This window comes from Nitrosopumilus cobalaminigenes (genome assembly GCF_013407145.1).
GTDB lineage: Archaea > Thermoproteota > Nitrososphaeria > Nitrososphaerales > Nitrosopumilaceae > Nitrosopumilus > Nitrosopumilus cobalaminigenes.
Genome location: NZ_CP026993.1, coordinates 1,501,857 through 1,517,974, shown reverse-complemented (window position 1 = coordinate 1,517,974; position 16,118 = coordinate 1,501,857). Strand labels below are relative to the sequence as shown.

Genomic DNA, 16,118 nt, shown 5'->3' with positions numbered 1-16,118 from the left:
AATCTCAAGATTACTTATTGAAAAAACTTCCAGCTTTGTTAATAATTGGAATTTTTACAATTGGTATAATTTTTGTATCTTCAACATCTGATCAATTAGTTGATGCAGGTTCAAGAAAAAAAATACACTTTACTGAAACTATAACTTCTTCTCAAGATCCAGGTCAAGGACATGAAAATCATCAACTGGCACTAATTCTATCTCCTAATGAAGGAACAATATATGATGGCTCAATGACATTTACCTCTAGTGAACCTGTACAAATTGTAGTTTTACACGAAATTAGTTCTCAAGAATCAAAAGGTCAACCTACCTGGACAGTAGATGGAAAAACAATTTATGGTTTGTCATTAATTGATCTACAGAAAAATTCAGGATCATTTGAATTTACAGGAGCTGCTGTAGCATTGCATTCTCCTAATTCTAAACAATTTACTACAACTGTAAGTGTTGATGGATGGATTAGAGGACAACCGACAGAAGTAATTATGCAAAAAATTGAATTAGAAAAAGAGGAACCATCATCGTTATTATCAAAAACAAATGTACCAGCTACAATTCCAATGCATAAAGGAATCTATGAAGGCAATCAAGTTCTATACATTATCACTGATAGTAGTGATGAAGATTATGCAAAAATAATGTCTGATAAACAAGAATGGAAAGTAGAAGTTGCTCCATTACTTGCAAATGTTCCAGAAAACACTTTACAAAAATTATTTATTTTTAAAAATGGAATCAAAGGTGATGGAATTTTTGGATTTCAAAATGAAGTTATTTCCAATACACCATCACAAGAATCAGAATATAGTGCACTAAGTTCTGTAATTGAAGTTACATGGAAAGTTGGACAAAAAGAAATTGAATTTACATCTGCTGACGATGTAATTGTCGCTGAAGAAGGTGGTAGAATTGAATTCAACGAAACAGGAATAATACTAAACGCTCCTCAAATAAGTTGGCCAGATGGACAAATGATAGTTCGTTCTGATAAAGAAATTTCAGATGAAATGTCATACAGTGGTGGCCAAATAACTGAAATTAATGAGGAAGAAATGACTGTAACATTTGTAGCTCATAGAGGATGGGGTCCAGATGGTAGAACAATTTACTATATCGTTACTGATGCAACACCTACAGGTCCTGCAGAATCAATGGGAGTTGTATCATCCCCAAGTTCTGCTAATCTTATTGCTAATTCTGGAGCAGTTGATTTATTCCAATTCAAAAATGGAATTATTGGTTCTGGTCCATTAGGATTTCAACCCGGAATTGCTGCAGCTGCACTTGGCGACAAAAACTATAGTCCAATGTGGAGAATTTATCTAGTTGAATGGAATGATACTGAATCTGCAAAAATTCTTGAAACAAAATCTGATATTGATTCATTTCGAGCAGATGATATGCTATCAGTAAGCATTGCACGACCAACAAACAGTGATCATATAGTGAATTGTCCCTTTATAGATCCATTCCAATAAGATCTCACTAAACGGATAAATTACTTGAAAAAAAATTTCTTTTAAAATTGACTGGTAAACTAAACATTGTTGGTGTAGGACCTGGCCATCATGATCATATGACATTTCGAGCAAAAGAAGTGATTGGCGAAAGTGATACAATTGTAGGTTATGAAACTTATGTTAATTTGGTTCAAGATCTAATTGCAGGTAAAACTGTTCATCGTTATGCTATGACTCAAGAAGTTGAAAGAGCTCACCAGTGTATTGATCTTGCTAAATCTGGAAAAATAGTTTCACTTGTTTCAAGTGGTGATCCTGGAATTTATGGAATGGCAGGATTGATCTATGAAACACTTGCTGAATCTGGATGGAATCCTAAAGATGATTTACAAGTTGAAATTGTTCCTGGCGTATCAGCACTTAATTCATGTGCATCAATAATTGGTTCACCACTGATGAGTGATTTTGCAGTTGTAAGTATGAGTGATTTATTGGTTCCATGGGAAGTTATTTCAAAGAGAGTTGAAGCAGCTGCACAAGGTGATTTTGTACTTGTCATATACAATCCTGCAAGTCAAAAAAGAACTCATCAATTACAAGATACAAGAAAAATTCTTTTAAAATACAGAAAACCAACTACACCTGTTGCAATCATTAAAGGTGCATTTAGAGAATCTGAATCTATTGTAATGACTGATTTAGAAAATTTACCTAATCATTCCGAACAATTAGGCATGGTTAGTACTGTAATTGTTGGAAACTCATCTACATATACTTACAAAGATTTGATGATTAATCCAAGAGGTTACAAATCAAAATATAATTTAGAAGAACAAACTAATCCTAATCTTAAAGTTTAGAAACTTTTCTTAATGGACTCACTCAATTCATCACTAAGATTTATTTTATTTCTAATTGGAGAAACTATTTCCACCAAGTAATTTCCGACTGTTTGTTTCAAATCCCCTGGATGTAGTTTTTTTCCTGCAAAATCTTTTTCCAGTTGATTATAATCAGTATAGGATACATTTCCACCAAATTTTTCAGGTCTTTCTACTTTCATTTCATTAAATTCATGAAAGATTACAGATCTTGAGATTTCAAGTAGAGGATTACTTTCTATATTAGCTTCTTCACACCATGCTTTGCTTATTTTTTTCTTAATTTCATCATCAGTATTGTGAATAAACACACCTGAATTTGGATCTGACTTACTCATTTTTCCTACTATTTTGTCATTATTTGAATCTGCAGGCTTTGATAATCCTGGTAAAAGTTTATGATGAACTGCAACAGGAACTTTCCATTTCATTTTTGGGAATATTTCTCTGACAAGCATGTGAATTTTTCTTTGATCCATTCCAGCATGCGCAATATCTACATCTAAAGAATGAATATCAACTGCTTGCATTGCAGGATAAAGTAACTTTGCAACATCAATTTTTTTATCATCTTCTGATCTTCCCATAATTGTTAGAGTTCTCATAGTTCTAGCAATTGACATATGTTTTGTGAATTTAACAAGTTCAGACCAGTATTCAGTTTTTTCTTCATATAATTTTGATCCAAGAATTATTTCAGCATCAGGACAAACTAATTTGAAAGCATCTTGATAATATTTTGAAACTTTTTCAATTGTTTCCCAATCTCCACCTAGCTTATCATTAATCAGAGTGTGCCAATCTGCAAGAAATATTTTACATTTTACTCCTGCTTTTACAAAATCATTAATTTTAAAACCTGTACTTATCAGACTGCCAAGATGTAGGAATCCAGAAATCTCTAAACCAATATAGTGATTTGGTGATGAATTTGTTTTGAATAATTCTATTAATTCTTCTTGTGTTACTACTTCCTCAGTTGGTGGTTTCATAATCAAATCTACTTTTTCTGTAATATCCAAATCAAAACAACTTTTGAGAAGTAAACGTATAAAGTTATTCAAAATTTTCTTTTGAACATAGAAGGTTTGAATACTAGATATCTATAGATTGTTTATGACTCTTGAAGAGGGATTAGAATTAATTGCAAATTATAAAAAAGGCCTTGAAAAATTTCTTGAAACATTACCTGAACAATCAGTTCAATTAGGCTCAGAAATGATACAAACTTTATCATTGAATTCAAAAAATGAGATTAAAAATTTAGATTCAATTGAAAAAGCTCTGAGAAGACAACCAAAATATGAATCTGGATTATCTGAATAAATTTTATTTACAATTCTTCTTATGTTTTCTTAGATCTTCAGAATAATCAAATTCAGCACCACAAGCTCTGCATTTTTCCTTTTTCTTGTTATGGGCTTTTTCTTGATGTTTTTTTAATCTATCAGAATCAGGTAGAACTGTTCCACATTTTTTACATTTTAATTCGTTTTTGTTAGAACCAAATAAGCCCATAGTACTGTAAATCAAACAAAGTAGAAATAGTTTTTTTAAAATCTATTATTCATCAAGACTTTTTCTAGGTTTTATACTGAGATAAAATGCATGAGTACTAATGATAAATGCTGCAAGAAATACTTTGGTTGCAAAAACTAAATTCCATGGTCTATCTGGATCTGGATACGCCACTGATAATTTATCAATATCTGGAACCATTCCATCTATTATCCCTGCGGTCATTTGTGCATTTAACACAGTAAAATTGTATAATACTTCATAGAGTGTAATAATTGAAAAACTTAGTAACATCAATTGAAGTAATGCCATTCTTGTACCAATAATTTTATCACCTGCAGTTCTTTTCCATCCTATTCTAGTAACACAATACCAACCAATTATTGTTGAGAAAAATATCCAAGTTGATACTCTAGCAAAATTTTCAAATGGAATTGTTGTATTATGAATAGCTTCACCCATAACATAAGTTCCATTTTCTAACCATTCTATCATAGTAACATATACACCAAAAACTAATGATGCTGCCATTATGAAACCGCAAATATAGAAAATGTATAGATAGACTTTGTAGCCTGAATCTGATTTTTCTAAATGACGCGGCTTCATGATGCCGTTTGCCAAATTTTGAAATATAAAAATTCATGTTTCTTTGCTGAGATTTATAGACTAGTTATAAACAGGAATAATGTTGAAAATTGCAATTAACATTCCTCTTGTAGGCAAGGAGGAGATATCTGCAGTCACATCTATTCTAAAAAATGGTGCATTAACATCATCTGCCAATTTAGGAGGAAAACATGTCCAAGATTTTGAAAGATCTGCAGCATCTTTTGTAAACTCGAAATATACTATTGCAGTGAATTCTGGCACTGCAGCTTTACAAGCAGCCCTTTATGCTCTTGATATCCACAAGGGTGATGAAGTTTTAGTTCCTTCTTTTACATTTGTAGCAACTGCAAATGCGGTTGTTTCAACTGGAGCAAAACCAATTTTTGTTGATATCTTAAAAGAAAATTTTACTATTGATCCTGAAGATTTGGAAAAAAAAATTACTAAAAAAACTCGTGCTATAATCCCAGTTCATCTTTATGGAAATGTTGCAATTATTGAAAGATTATCTGAAATTTCTAAAAAATATAATATTCCTATAATTGAAGATTCTGCTCAATCTTTGGGTTCGACTTACAAAGGAAAACACACTGGAACTTTCTTTGAGATGGGATGTTATAGTATGTATCCTGCTAAGGTCATGACTGCAGGTGAAGGAGGTTTTATTGTAACTAATAACAAAAATCTTCGTGATAAACTATTGATGATTAGAAATCATGGAATGGTACATGGATATGATACTAGAATATTTGGTTTGAATTTACGATTACCAGAAATTAATGCTGCAATTGCAACCGTACAGATGAAAAAACTTCCCAAATTTTTAAAATCTAGAAGGAACAATGCCAAATTTTTAACAAAATTAATTTCTGATCTTAAAGTTGAATTACCTATTGAAAGAAAAAATGAAAATGTAAATTGGTATCTTTATACAGTTTCGTCAGATAAACGCAATAAATTATTAAAAAAATTAAATGAAAAAGGAATTGGTGCAGCAGCATACTATCCAACACCAATTCATAAAACTCCATTTTACAAATTAAAAACAAAACTTCCTGTTACTGATTGGGCATCTACTCATGTGCTCTCTTTACCGATTCATCCAGGTGTAACTCAAAAAAATATTGAATTTATTGCTAAAACAATGCATGAAATATTATGAATGCAATAGGTGAGGCTATTGGTGAATTATGTAAGGCCATTTTACCTATCAATGAAGAATTTTACCTTGGTAATTCAAAATCTTCAGTGGCAATCTGTACACTTTCAAGCATAGATTTATTGAAAAATTTTGCAAATTCTAAAATTCTTAATGAAATATCAATTGTAGGACGTCTATTGTCAGAAAATAAAGGAATTGATTCTATTATCAAATATGTAAATAAAAATCCCCAAGTTAATTCAATCATTGTTTGTGGAAAAGAGGTTTGGGGGCATAAATCTGGTCATTCTTTATTTGAATTACACAAAAATGGTGTTGATCAAAATAATAAAATAATTAATTCCACTAGTCCAGATCCTTATCTTACAGTATCTAAATCAGAAATAAAATATTTTCAAGAAAATATAAAACTTGTAAACATGATAAATCAAACTGATTTTAAATTAATTTTAGAGCAAATTTAGATTTTTTAATATCCAGTTCTCTGTCTTTCACGATTTATCTCATTTTTCTTTTTATATTCATCTAAAATATCATCAGGCGTAAGTTTTAGTTCCAAAGATGCTTGTACAACAAAATGCCAAATATCAATTAATTCCTCTCTAGCTTCAGCTTCGTTAAACTCAACTGGAGTTTTCCACCATTTCCAGTTGGTTGTTCTTTGTAGTTCAACTGCTTCGTGCATTATTGCTGTACATAATGCAGAAACTCTTCCTTCAGTATCTTTTGGGTATCTATCTAATTTCATCATGTCTGATAGACCTTGTTGAAGTTTGAATATTGTATCTAATCGATCTTTTTCAGATGTTTCTTGTGACAATGATGAATTATTTTGGAAAATTATTAAACTTAAGTCTTTTTAGAAACGAATCATTTTTTCATATATTTTTACACGTTTTGCAATGTCGCCATTTTTTATTTTTAGTAAACCATCTAACCCATATCTCTCAACTGCAAATGATCCTAAGACATTTCCATAAACAACTGCTTTTTTAATATCTGAGATTTTAGTAGATTTTTTACTTGCAAGATATCCTATCATTGCTCCTGCAAATGAATCTCCTGCCCCAGTAGGATCCACGACATCTTCTAGTGAAAATCCTGCAGTAGGAAAAATTACATCATCATAAAACATCAATGAACCATGTTCACCTTTTTTGATTATAACGTATTTTGCACCCCATTGCATCATTTTTTTTGCACATTTTATCAAATTGAATTCTTTAGTTAGAAGTTTAGCCTCTTCATCATTAATTACAACTGCATCAACTGCTTTGATCATTTTAATTACTGCCTCACGTTTTGTAGAAATCCAAAAGTCTATTGTATCACACATAGAAAATTTTACTTTATCAAACTCTTTAATCAATGACGTATTTTGTTCTGGATCATTATTTGCCAGATATACAAACTGAGATTTTTTATAAGCTTCAGGAACAGTTGCTTTAAAATCTTCAAGAACATTTAATTCAGTTTTTAATGTAGATCTTGTACTGAGTGTATTATCATATTTTCCATCATAACGAAATGTTTTCCCATCTTTGATTGTCAATCCTTGTAAATCAAGATATTTTGATAATGTACTATGATGTGGTTTTGGAAAATCTTTCCCAACCACTGCAATTAATCCAGTATCTACAAAATTACTAGCTGAAATTGCTGCAAATGTAGCAGCTCCTCCTAGAACATTCTTTAATGTTTTTTTTGGAGTTCTAATTGTATCTAGTGCTGTAGAACCAAAAACAGTAAGCATTTGATGAGAAATTAATTTTGATGTATAAATTCTCTTGCTTGTTCTTCTGTTGGATAGTATACAAATGGAACATCAATAGATGTAATTAACATATCATATTTTGTTACACCTGAAATTTTTACCGATTGTGCTTCATCTGAATTAACATCGGTATGGAAAGTACCTTTGACAAAACTACTATCTAATGGTTGTAAAGTAAATGATTCCAAGTTACCTTTTCCAATAATTTCATCATTAGAAATTACAAAAAATTCAGTTTCACCTGCTGAAAGAAATAGTAATGAGGGGTTATCAAATTGTAATTCTACATTATAGTTTGAACCTACATCATTTTCATCTAATAATTCACTTTGACTAATACTCACTCCAATTTGAGATGCAGAGGCGTACTGTGAATATCCAAAAATACTCATCCCAAGTATAAACAGAACAATTACGCCTGCTTTCTTAGATGATTCCATGACTAGTTTTTACAAATTTACATTTAACCTGAAGAGAAAAAAATCCCAATAAATTGTGTAAAAGTTTTGATCTAATCTTAAAGCTCCTTAGAGCTAACAGAATAAATCAAAATTAAATGATTATTTGTCAATGGCTAGAATTAAACTCAAAATAGGTGAAAATGAAATTGAGGTTGACTCTAGAGATTTCTATGTGGATAATCAAACATTAGGCGAAATCATTGATAACTTATCAAATCATTTACCTGAAAATCAAGCAAAAATAGTTTATGAATCTGAAAGTATCCAAAAACCATCTCAAGTTGAGCAACCAGCACAATTTGGATTAGAATATTTAGATGATGCAGAAGCATATGAACCAGAATTCAATGAACCAAAATACATCACATCTCATGAAATTAAATCAAAATTAAGAATTTTAGAAACAAGCAAGTTTTTTGATTCTCCAAGAACAGTAACTGAAACTGTTCAACAACTTAGAGAATATGGTTGGGCAGCCAGTCCATTAGATGTATCAAAAGCATTAGCAAAAATGGCATCAAACAAAGAAATTATGAAAAATTCTGAAGAAAATAGAACTCATTATTTTGTTCAAGAAGAATTAATTGCTAACTAGAAAAATAACTGCACTTTTCACATTTTGAAAATACTTGTCCATCTAGATGATCAAAATGTGTCTTGCATTGATTACATGTATGATGCATGTCAAAATATCCATCTTTTTCAATTTGTCCAATTCGATTTGATTCTAGATCTGTACTTTTGCATTTTATACAATGACAACCACATTCAATTTTCATGACTATTCTCCGATAATGTATGTATAGTTGAAATGACTATACAAATCATTGGAAAAGAAAAGAGAAATTCCGATAGAAATTGATGATCATTTCAAACTTTTTGGAAAGGAACCTTGGGAAGTAGACTATGGAGAAAAATGTGCAGTTTGTAATGTTAGAATAGATGAATATGGTTTTTGCTCTTGTGGGTCTAGCGGAGATTAAATTTTCTTATTAAGGGAACCATCATAATTATCAAAAATCCTATAGCTAATGGTGCAATAATTGGAAATTCAGGTACAACAGTGGTACCAATAATTGAAATTTTACCTGTAGTATCAGGTTTCATGTTTACCCAAACATGAGTTCCATTATTGACATATTCATGGAAAAATGTTTTTTCATCATTTAGAAAAACTGCATATGGTCCCCACAATAATTCTAGTGGAATTACTGTAGTGACAAATTGATCACTTTGATTTACATTGAAACTAATTTCTTTTGTAGGTTGACTAAATTGAAAGTTTTCTATTTCTGCAAATGTAATCATTTCAACTACAAATTTTTGATTTTCCCATTCCACGGTTTGAATTTTTATTGGTTCATTAATTGAATATTCTAAAAGCATCTGACATCCATGACATGTAAACGCATTTTTACTTTCTAAAAAAACAGGTCTTTCATTTGCAAATAATAATTTCACTTCCTCTGGAACCACAAACGTTGTTGTTTCTAGATATCTAAAATCTAACGACCAAATATTGTTTTTTAGAATTAATGCATCATCAAGATCATATTTTACAAACATTTCTCCTTGATTTGGTAAGATAACAATTGATTTTGCACCTGGTGTAATTTCAACTGCTTCATATCTTCCCAATTTATCTATGAATTCTACATTAGAGACTGTTCCATCAACAAATTTTAGTTCTCTTGAATCATTTGTATCTCTAATTTGATGTAATACACTAACATTTCCATCACTTTCAATTGTTACTTGTACTGATTTTTGATTAACTTCGGGAATTGGTTCTGATTGTGCGTATACTTGTGGTATGATTAGAATTACTGACAATATTAGAAAACTAGTAATAATTTTTGAGTTCATTTATTCCACAGTTACACGAATCATTTGTGTTTTTTCTAATGGACAGTCATTGCCATCTCTGTCAAGATTTACAATCTTATCTGCAACATCCATTCCTTCTGTAACTTCACCAAATACTGTATATTGTCTATCTAAAAATGCACTATCTGAGGTAACAATGAAAAATTGTGAACCTGCACTATCTGGATCCTGTGATCTAGCCATAGAAACTATGCCTCTAAGATGAGATCTGGAATTAAACTCAGCTTTGATATTATATCCTGGTCCACCCATTCCCCATGAACCTTTATTGTCAGTTTTTGTATTTGGATCCCCACCTTGAATCATAAATCCAGGAATGACTCTGTGGAAAAGAGTTCCATCATAAAATCCATCTTTTGCTAATTTTTCAAAATTTCTTACAGTCTCTGGAGCTAATTCAGGTAGAAGATTAAATGAAATTTTTCCTAAATTGGTTTCAATATTTACTGTAGCCAATAGGATGAATCTACAAATACATCTTAATAGTCTTTTGCGAAAATGACTTAGAAAAATTCTCTAGATATTTTCACAATATTGAAAAATCCATAACGATCAGTACGTTTTTCGTTAGAAAATTAATTGTTGTAGACTTTGTAAATTTTATTTTTATAATTCATAATACAATGTGAATTTATTCAATAAGACAATTTTGAAATTCCAAAAGTTATAGTCTTATATAGAACAAATAAAATTCAGTATTCGTTGAATCGTACAAACCAAAGCACGATAATTAAAGAAGCGATTAATTCTTATCTTGACAAAGGGGTAACCGACAAGCAGGATATCTACACCAAAGTAGTTGATGAACTTGGAGTTCCAAGACCAACTGTAAGAAGAGTTGCAAGAGATCTAAGAACTGAACTATTGCAAAAAATCCAAATCTTACAATCAGATATGCCAAAAGCAACTGTTGCTACCACTGAAGAAGACGAATAAATTCGGCTCTTTTTTCTTTTTAATTCTATTATTTTGTGATTTTTAGCATTACTATTATAAATAATGAAATTTTCAAATAATTATGGGATACGTTGGTAACCATTTAGCCACATTAGTAACTGGAGTTTTTGCAGCAGTATTGACTGGACTTTGGCCTTACTTTGTTGACTTTGCACCAATCCTAAATTTCGTGTTCATTATGGCAGTTCCAATCACATGGTTCTTGACTTTCACATGTTGGATATCTCAAAGAAGTACTGATTACATGCATAATCACGCACCAACACATGCTGAAAAAAAAAGCTTGAGTAATACACAAACAATTCAAACTACAACTTCAGGTTCTCAAGTAAGTCTTTCAGAAATAAAACAAATTCAAAATGAATTATCTCTTGAACTAAGTAATGTGAAAGAAACTGTTAAGCTAAAAGACAGTGAAATTGAAAGATTAAACCAAGAAATTTCAAATCTAGAAACTCTTGTTCAAATTGAATCACTAAAAACTGAACTAGCTAATCTCAAAATGCTAGCTTCTAAAAGAACAACTAAGAGTAAATAGATCTTAATCATCACAATGGCAACATATTTCGCCATGATTTTCTTTACATCCAGGACAACTCACTGCACCACCAAAATGACATTTACATGAACATAATTCGGTAGGATCTTGTTTTACAGTCAACAGTATTACTACTAGAATGTGATAATATTTGACTTTTGCAGTTTGATAATATAGATTTGGAATAAAAAATTTATTCAAAAATTAGAATTTTAATCTAATGTCAATGATATCGTATTTGCTAGTATCATTGCTATTATATTGTTAATTGGAAACTTTTCAAATTCTAATTCATTTGCAACATCAATTGATTTAGAAAATAAAATCATTCTCATAAACAATTCTATAGGAATCCAAAAATCAATAATCCAAATGAATATTTCACATAAGAATAATTTTTCATGGGATTTTATTGAAGAAACAATAGAAAATCATGTTTTGATTAACCCTGTAATAATCTAAATATTTGATAATCATAATCTGTATCAGGAAATAATCAAGAAACAACACACTTTGCTCAAACTAATGTAAATGAAGATGACTCTTACTAATACAGATTTAGAGTTTCAAATTATAATCATAGTGATATTGAGGCCAATTTTGAGGGTCACTATACAGTAAAAATCTACATAGTTTATCTAGACACTAATCTTGGTGCAATTTAGTAGCAAGTTCTAGAGTCTCATCTACCATTTCTTTTAATCTAATTTGCACATCTTCATCTGTAATAGAATTTTCAGTGAGTGATTTTGTAGTTAAAAATACTGCCTTTGGATTTGTTATTACTCTGAAATATGACAACAATTGTGTTACTAGATTTTGGACATTGATAAAACCAATGTCTCCTGCAGCTAAAATTATCATTCCTGCTACTTTTCCTGCAGTTTTTTTATAATCTACATATTCAAACAAATTTTTTAACGCCGAACTAAAAAATGAATTATAGATTGGTGTTCCTATTAGCCAAACATCTGCATCCATAATTTCTTTGGCAGCCGTCTTAGTAGCTTCATTGTATTCTACATCATATCCTTTATAACATTCAATATCATCCTCTGAAAGATTGATAAATTTTATATCTTGATTTTTTAATTTAGCATATTCATAAACATATTTCATTATAATTTGCGTATTTGCATTTTTTCTTGGACTACCAGATATTACAACAATTTTCATAACTTCAACCATTTGTCTTTGTATTTAAATTTCCATGAATCAAAAATTAAACGGGCTTGGAGGGCTTCGATCCCTCGACCTGTAACTTAGGAGGCTACTGCGCTATCCATGTTGCGCGTCAAATTGACTCTGCGCTACAAGCCCAGCAAAAAAAACATTCTTAATTATTTAAGCGTAGTCAAGATTATCTTTAATCATGTTTTGGATTTTCTCCCAGTTTTTATTTTCTTTATCATTCCATTTTTCAAAGTAAACTACATCTTTCAATTCTAGTCTTGGTAACCATCCTTTAGTTTCAAGATCTGGTTTTTCTGCAAATTCATCTACATATCCTAAACACAAGTAGGCGACAGGGATTACATGTTCTGGTAAATCTAAAGTTTCTTTTAATGTGTCATTAGATAGAATACTTACCCACCCTAGACCAACTCCTTCTGTTCTAGCTGATAACCATAGATTCTGAATTGCACAACAAACACTGTAAAGCCCAGCTTCAGGAATACTGGAACGACCAATTACAAATGGTCCAAATTTTGTAGGATCATATGTTACACAAAGATTTACTGGTGATTCTAAAATGCCTTCTAGTTTGAATGAAAGATATTTTGATTTCTTTGGTTCTTCCACTAATTGCGATGAACGATTTTTTTCCTCCTCAAAAGATTCTTTTATTTTCTTTTTAGTATCTTGATCTTTAATTAAAATAAAATTCCATGGTTGAGAAAATCCTACAGATGGTGCATGATGTGCTGCGTTAAGAATTTTTGATAAAATCCCATCTTCTATTGGTCTTGAGGTAAAATGAGATCTTACATCCCTTCTTGAATAAATTGCCTTATAGAAACCTCTTTTTTCTTCTTCAGTAAAATCTTCTGTCATCTCTTTTGTACCTCAATTCTTTCTTTTGTTAAACGTTAATAATGTCAATTATTTGATTTATTTTTCAATGGGCCTGTAGTCTAGCTGGTTAGGATACCGCCTCGACATGGCGGTGATCATGAGTTCGAATCTCATTAGGCCCACTTTTTAATTAATAACCTGTCTTGAAGTCTTTCTCAGTTTCACTCCAGGAAGTTTGAGTGATAATTTTTCCTTCAGCAGAAAAACTTGTTAATCTTTCATTTATTGCATCCTCATAAACTTCTGAGTTTATTTCAGATTTACTTAGAACAAATATATTTTTCAATGGAATTTCTGCACCTGAAACAAATAATGCTCTACCAGGTAATGCTATGTCTGCTGTAGAATATATTCCAGTACCTAACAATTCATCATTACCATATAGTTGAAAATCTATTTGTGAAACTGTTAATGTTTTATCACTTGGGTTTGTTATCAAAAATGTAACTTCAAACTTTGCTTGATTATCTACTGTGTTTACATCTAATAATTTCACATTTGTTAGTTCAACTTCAATTAAAGCAAGTTCATCATTATCAAGACTAGCATAGAAAATAATTCCTCCCATTAATGCTAAAACTCCAACTATTGCCAGATAAACTATCAATTTACTTTGAAGTGCCATTTCAATAATTCCATATTTGTACAACTAAAAAAGGTTGGTAAGATCCAAATACATAATATTTGATTTAAAATATCATAAACTATGGCTGCTATAGAACAGGCAATTATCACTTGGATTCATCTTGTTGCAGCTGCAATTTGGGTTGGTGGTTCATTATTCATTGGAATTGTATTTTCTCCACTTTTGAAAACAATGACAAGCTCTATTGAAGAACGAATGCAAATAATGATTCGTGTTGGTAAGAGATTTAACAAAATTGCTGTACCGTCATTGATAATTTTAATGGTAACAGGTTTGTATACTTCACATGCTCTACTCAGCAAACCTGATCTTTTAGTATCTACTAGTTACGGGACATTTTTAATTATCAAAATTGTTCTTGTGATTGCATTAATTGTTACATATGCTATTCATGTTAGAGTTATTCGTAAAGATGTTGAAGAAAAAATCATGTCTAATCAAATGCCAGAACCTGAAATCCAAAAATTAAGGAAAAAAATTATCATTCTTGGAGAAATTACTGTTGTTCTATCTATTGCCATTCTATTTTTTGCATCTTTACTTGACGCTGGTGTTTGATATGCCATCTATAATTACATCAAAACCATAACTTGTCTTACCAATTCCATATTTGCAACCAGTAATTTTTGATGTAACAAACAAATTGGTTTCTAAATGTTTTGTAATTTCTTTCACTTGGAAAATTGTTTTTCCTGAACCTAAACTAGCAGGAACTACAAGCATGTCTGCTAAATTCTCATCAATAGAATAACTCTGAATAAATTTTTCAACTTCTAAATCAAATTTTTGTGTTTTTTTATTATACAAAGCATCAATTCCTATTATGGAGTTTTCATCAATACTGTAAATTAGTAAGGATGCTCCTGAATCATCTGCATTTTCTAATTTTATTTCTGTATTCACAATAAAATTTGCATCAGATAATTTTTTGACAATTTTCTTTATTCCATTTTCAATTTCTTGTTTTGCTAATTTTGAATATGAACAAATTAATTTTACATTATTTGTTTTTCTTTTAGAAAATGTTATCGATTTAACATCTGATGGAATTACTTTTAATGTAATTTCACCACCGCCCTTAGGATAATAACCGCGTTTAATTAATTCAAGTGAAAAATTAATTCCCATTTTCGAATATGCATTTTTTAGTACATGTTGAGTATAGTCTATAGTTGGGCTCCAAAGTACATCTGTTCCACCTTTAATTTTTAAATTAAGTTGTTTTTTTGATATTGCAACTACGGGAACTAAAACTTGTAAAATTAAAGGAATACTTCCAGCTGTTCCTACATCTTCAATTAAATCTAAATTTTCAATTGTACCTGGAATAAATTTTATTTCAGTTGATCCTATTTCTGCTCCAATTACTTTAGCATTTGCAACTTTTTGAAGAATAGTAATAGCAGTAAGATGTTGTGGTCTTAATCCTGAAATTTTTCTATTCTTTCTAATATTTTCTAAATGAATTGGTTTTTTTGTAATACAAGAAGTTACAATTGCAGAACGAATTATCTGCCCGCCTCCTTCTCCATGACCTCCATTAATTTTTAGAAAATCCATATTTTCTTCTAATTACTACTCTTTATGATAGTTTTTTAAAAAGAAATTTTCTATAGTTGGTATGAATGGTCTTTTGATAGGAAGATTTCAGCCCTTTCACTTGGGTCATCTTGAAGCATTACAATTTGCATTATCTAAAGTTGATAAATTATGGGTAGGCTTGGGTAGTTCAAACAAACCTGTAGAAAAAGAAAATCCATTTACTGCAGAACAACGAAAAGAAATGATTCTATCTTCTATTGATGATTCGATGAAAGAGAAAATTTCAATTTATTTTATTCCAGATGTAGATAATCATATTCGATGGATTGAAAAAATAGATACTATTGTACCAAAATTTGACATTATTTTTTCAAATGATGATTTGACAAAACATCTGTATTCTAAAAGAAATATCCAAGTCCTTGCAATTCCTTTTCTAAATAGAGAATCTCTATCTGGAACCAATATTCGCGATCTGATAATTCGCGATCAAAAATGGGATGATCTAGTACCTAATGGAACAAGAAATTTTTTAGAAAAGACTAATGCCAAACAACATTTGAAAAATCTCTAATTATAAATAAACCCCGAAATAACTGGT

24 protein-coding genes and 2 tRNA genes are annotated in these 16,118 nt (G+C 30.4%); 12 read left to right on the top strand and 14 right to left on the bottom strand.

The annotated features are described in order from the left end of the window. The first annotated feature begins 17 nt into the window (after positions 1–17). Together C5F47_RS09345 and cobJ are read left to right on the top strand one after the other, a co-directional pair. The gene (locus C5F47_RS09345; RefSeq protein WP_179360796.1) at positions 18–1,481 is read left to right on the top strand and encodes a DUF7482 domain-containing protein; all 1,464 of its coding nucleotides are present in this window, start codon (positions 18–20) and stop codon (positions 1,479–1,481) included. Between the two features lie 47 nt (positions 1,482–1,528). Then, on the top strand, positions 1,529–2,323 hold the full coding sequence (gene cobJ, locus C5F47_RS09340; protein WP_179360795.1) for a precorrin-3B C(17)-methyltransferase: 795 nt from the start codon (positions 1,529–1,531) through the stop codon (positions 2,321–2,323). Here the strand turns inward: cobJ and C5F47_RS09335 are convergent. After that, the gene (locus C5F47_RS09335) at positions 2,320–3,366 is read right to left on the bottom strand and encodes a tyrosine--tRNA ligase (RefSeq protein WP_179360794.1); all 1,047 of its coding nucleotides are present in this window, start codon (positions 3,364–3,366) and stop codon (positions 2,320–2,322) included. The two genes, cobJ and C5F47_RS09335, sit on opposite strands and share 4 nt — an antisense overlap. A gap of 94 nt (positions 3,367–3,460) precedes the next feature. On the opposite strand from C5F47_RS09335, the gene C5F47_RS09330 reads away from it, so the two are divergent. Beyond that, positions 3,461–3,670, top strand: coding sequence for a hypothetical protein (locus tag C5F47_RS09330; RefSeq protein WP_179360793.1), 210 nt, complete (start codon positions 3,461–3,463; stop codon positions 3,668–3,670). Positions 3,671–3,673: 3 nt separating this feature from the next. On the opposite strand, the gene C5F47_RS09325 is transcribed toward C5F47_RS09330, so the two are convergent. Both C5F47_RS09325 and C5F47_RS09320 read right to left on the bottom strand, forming a co-directional pair. Next, entirely contained in the window at positions 3,674–3,862 is a 189-nt protein-coding gene (locus tag C5F47_RS09325) for a C2H2-type zinc finger protein (protein WP_179360792.1), read from the bottom strand. Between the two features lie 45 nt (positions 3,863–3,907). After that, the gene (locus C5F47_RS09320; protein WP_179360791.1) at positions 3,908–4,471 is read right to left on the bottom strand and encodes a hypothetical protein; all 564 of its coding nucleotides are present in this window, start codon (positions 4,469–4,471) and stop codon (positions 3,908–3,910) included. 79 nt (positions 4,472–4,550) lie between these two features. On the opposite strand from C5F47_RS09320, the gene C5F47_RS09315 reads away from it, so the two are divergent. Beyond that, positions 4,551–5,636 (top strand): DegT/DnrJ/EryC1/StrS family aminotransferase, encoded by a 1,086-nt coding sequence (locus C5F47_RS09315; protein WP_179360790.1) that lies wholly within the window; start codon positions 4,551–4,553, stop codon positions 5,634–5,636. After that, entirely contained in the window at positions 5,633–6,100 is a 468-nt protein-coding gene (locus C5F47_RS09310) for a tetrahydromethanopterin S-methyltransferase subunit A (RefSeq protein ID WP_179360789.1), read from the top strand. The genes C5F47_RS09315 and C5F47_RS09310 overlap by 4 nt, the downstream gene beginning before the upstream one ends. Positions 6,101–6,105: 5 nt before the next feature. Here the strand turns inward: C5F47_RS09310 and C5F47_RS09305 are convergent, their stop codons facing one another. Genes C5F47_RS09305 through C5F47_RS09295 form a run of 3 tightly spaced genes read right to left on the bottom strand, consistent with a single transcriptional unit; the run spans position 6,106 to position 7,850 of the window. Then, positions 6,106–6,456: a dUTPase gene (locus C5F47_RS09305; RefSeq protein WP_179360788.1), complete on the bottom strand. Its 351-nt coding sequence runs from the start codon at positions 6,454–6,456 to the stop codon at positions 6,106–6,108. 39 nt (positions 6,457–6,495) lie between these two features. Continuing rightward, the gene (locus C5F47_RS09300) at positions 6,496–7,389 is read right to left on the bottom strand and encodes a PfkB family carbohydrate kinase (RefSeq protein WP_179360787.1); all 894 of its coding nucleotides are present in this window, start codon (positions 7,387–7,389) and stop codon (positions 6,496–6,498) included. Positions 7,390–7,400: 11 nt separating this feature from the next. Next, positions 7,401–7,850 (bottom strand): hypothetical protein, encoded by a 450-nt coding sequence (locus C5F47_RS09295; RefSeq protein WP_179360786.1) that lies wholly within the window; start codon positions 7,848–7,850, stop codon positions 7,401–7,403. A gap of 130 nt (positions 7,851–7,980) precedes the next feature. Between C5F47_RS09295 and C5F47_RS09290 the strand changes: the two genes are divergently transcribed. Then, positions 7,981–8,466: a hypothetical protein gene (locus tag C5F47_RS09290; RefSeq protein ID WP_179360785.1), complete on the top strand. Its 486-nt coding sequence runs from the start codon at positions 7,981–7,983 to the stop codon at positions 8,464–8,466. Here the strand turns inward: C5F47_RS09290 and C5F47_RS09285 are convergent. Further along, entirely contained in the window at positions 8,459–8,650 is a 192-nt protein-coding gene (locus C5F47_RS09285) for a hypothetical protein (RefSeq protein WP_179360784.1), read from the bottom strand. The two genes, C5F47_RS09290 and C5F47_RS09285, sit on opposite strands and share 8 nt — an antisense overlap. Positions 8,651–8,698: 48 nt before the next feature. On the opposite strand from C5F47_RS09285, the gene C5F47_RS09280 reads away from it, so the two are divergent. Continuing rightward, positions 8,699–8,854: a hypothetical protein gene (locus tag C5F47_RS09280; RefSeq protein WP_179360783.1), complete on the top strand. Its 156-nt coding sequence runs from the start codon at positions 8,699–8,701 to the stop codon at positions 8,852–8,854. Here C5F47_RS09280 and C5F47_RS09275 read toward each other — a convergent pair. Further along, on the bottom strand, positions 8,841–9,737 hold the full coding sequence (locus C5F47_RS09275) for a hypothetical protein (protein ID WP_179360782.1): 897 nt from the start codon (positions 9,735–9,737) through the stop codon (positions 8,841–8,843). The genes C5F47_RS09280 and C5F47_RS09275 overlap by 14 nt on opposite strands. Next, positions 9,738–10,214, bottom strand: a complete 477-nt coding sequence (locus C5F47_RS09270; protein ID WP_179360781.1) for a peptidylprolyl isomerase — start codon at positions 10,212–10,214, stop codon at positions 9,738–9,740. A 246-nt stretch (positions 10,215–10,460) separates the two neighbouring features. Here C5F47_RS09270 and C5F47_RS09265 point away from each other — a divergent pair, with 246 nt between their 5' ends. Beyond that, positions 10,461–10,694: a hypothetical protein gene (locus tag C5F47_RS09265; protein ID WP_179360780.1), complete on the top strand. Its 234-nt coding sequence runs from the start codon at positions 10,461–10,463 to the stop codon at positions 10,692–10,694. An 82-nt stretch (positions 10,695–10,776) separates the two neighbouring features. Then, entirely contained in the window at positions 10,777–11,253 is a 477-nt protein-coding gene (locus tag C5F47_RS09260) for a coiled-coil domain-containing protein (protein WP_179360779.1), read from the top strand. Between the two features lie 645 nt (positions 11,254–11,898). On the opposite strand, the gene C5F47_RS09255 is transcribed toward C5F47_RS09260, so the two are convergent. From C5F47_RS09255 to bluB, 3 genes are all read right to left on the bottom strand, one after another. Continuing rightward, positions 11,899–12,429 (bottom strand): NADPH-dependent FMN reductase, encoded by a 531-nt coding sequence (locus tag C5F47_RS09255; protein ID WP_179360778.1) that lies wholly within the window; start codon positions 12,427–12,429, stop codon positions 11,899–11,901. Between the two features lie 51 nt (positions 12,430–12,480). Continuing rightward, positions 12,481–12,573, bottom strand: a tRNA-Arg gene (locus C5F47_RS09250). 24 nt (positions 12,574–12,597) lie between these two features. Then, complete coding sequence (bluB, locus tag C5F47_RS09245; RefSeq protein ID WP_179360777.1) at positions 12,598–13,308, bottom strand: 5,6-dimethylbenzimidazole synthase; 711 nt, start codon at positions 13,306–13,308, stop codon at positions 12,598–12,600. A gap of 69 nt (positions 13,309–13,377) precedes the next feature. Here bluB and C5F47_RS09240 point away from each other — a divergent pair. Further along, positions 13,378–13,451 (top strand) — tRNA-Val (locus C5F47_RS09240). Positions 13,452–13,459: 8 nt separating this feature from the next. Here the strand turns inward: C5F47_RS09240 and C5F47_RS09235 are convergent. Next, positions 13,460–13,954, bottom strand: coding sequence for a hypothetical protein (locus C5F47_RS09235; RefSeq protein ID WP_179360776.1), 495 nt, complete (start codon positions 13,952–13,954; stop codon positions 13,460–13,462). An 81-nt stretch (positions 13,955–14,035) separates the two neighbouring features. On the opposite strand from C5F47_RS09235, the gene C5F47_RS09230 reads away from it, so the two are divergent. Beyond that, positions 14,036–14,533: a CopD family protein gene (locus C5F47_RS09230; RefSeq protein WP_179360775.1), complete on the top strand. Its 498-nt coding sequence runs from the start codon at positions 14,036–14,038 to the stop codon at positions 14,531–14,533. Here C5F47_RS09230 and rtcA read toward each other — a convergent pair. Continuing rightward, entirely contained in the window at positions 14,513–15,535 is a 1,023-nt protein-coding gene (rtcA, locus tag C5F47_RS09225; RefSeq protein WP_179360774.1) for an RNA 3'-terminal phosphate cyclase, read from the bottom strand. The two genes, C5F47_RS09230 and rtcA, sit on opposite strands and share 21 nt — an antisense overlap. A 61-nt stretch (positions 15,536–15,596) precedes the next feature. On the opposite strand from rtcA, the gene C5F47_RS09220 reads away from it, so the two are divergent. Continuing rightward, on the top strand, positions 15,597–16,091 hold the full coding sequence (locus C5F47_RS09220) for a nicotinamide-nucleotide adenylyltransferase (RefSeq protein ID WP_179360773.1): 495 nt from the start codon (positions 15,597–15,599) through the stop codon (positions 16,089–16,091). Positions 16,092–16,118 lie beyond the last annotated feature (27 nt).

Coding starts and splice junctions, on each gene's coding strand:
- C5F47_RS09330 (WP_179360793.1), top strand. CDS start 3,461: ATGACTCTTGAAGAGGGATTAGAATTAATTGCAAATTATAAAAAAGGC.
- C5F47_RS09325 (WP_179360792.1), bottom strand. CDS start 3,862: ATGGGCTTATTTGGTTCTAACAAAAACGAATTAAAATGTAAAAAATGT.
- C5F47_RS09320 (WP_179360791.1), bottom strand. CDS start 4,471: ATGAAGCCGCGTCATTTAGAAAAATCAGATTCAGGCTACAAAGTCTAT.
- C5F47_RS09315 (WP_179360790.1), top strand. CDS start 4,551: ATGTTGAAAATTGCAATTAACATTCCTCTTGTAGGCAAGGAGGAGATA.
- C5F47_RS09310 (WP_179360789.1), top strand. CDS start 5,633: ATGAATGCAATAGGTGAGGCTATTGGTGAATTATGTAAGGCCATTTTA.
- C5F47_RS09300 (WP_179360787.1), bottom strand. CDS start 7,389: ATGCTTACTGTTTTTGGTTCTACAGCACTAGATACAATTAGAACTCCA.
- C5F47_RS09295 (WP_179360786.1), bottom strand. CDS start 7,850: ATGGAATCATCTAAGAAAGCAGGCGTAATTGTTCTGTTTATACTTGGG.
- C5F47_RS09290 (WP_179360785.1), top strand. CDS start 7,981: ATGGCTAGAATTAAACTCAAAATAGGTGAAAATGAAATTGAGGTTGAC.
- C5F47_RS09285 (WP_179360784.1), bottom strand. CDS start 8,650: ATGAAAATTGAATGTGGTTGTCATTGTATAAAATGCAAAAGTACAGAT.
- C5F47_RS09275 (WP_179360782.1), bottom strand. CDS start 9,737: ATGAACTCAAAAATTATTACTAGTTTTCTAATATTGTCAGTAATTCTA.
- C5F47_RS09260 (WP_179360779.1), top strand. CDS start 10,777: ATGGGATACGTTGGTAACCATTTAGCCACATTAGTAACTGGAGTTTTT.
- C5F47_RS09255 (WP_179360778.1), bottom strand. CDS start 12,429: ATGAAAATTGTTGTAATATCTGGTAGTCCAAGAAAAAATGCAAATACG.
- bluB (WP_179360777.1), bottom strand. CDS start 13,308: ATGACAGAAGATTTTACTGAAGAAGAAAAAAGAGGTTTCTATAAGGCA.
- C5F47_RS09235 (WP_179360776.1), bottom strand. CDS start 13,954: ATGGCACTTCAAAGTAAATTGATAGTTTATCTGGCAATAGTTGGAGTT.
- C5F47_RS09230 (WP_179360775.1), top strand. CDS start 14,036: ATGGCTGCTATAGAACAGGCAATTATCACTTGGATTCATCTTGTTGCA.
- rtcA (WP_179360774.1), bottom strand. CDS start 15,535: ATGGATTTTCTAAAAATTAATGGAGGTCATGGAGAAGGAGGCGGGCAG.
- C5F47_RS09220 (WP_179360773.1), top strand. CDS start 15,597: ATGAATGGTCTTTTGATAGGAAGATTTCAGCCCTTTCACTTGGGTCAT.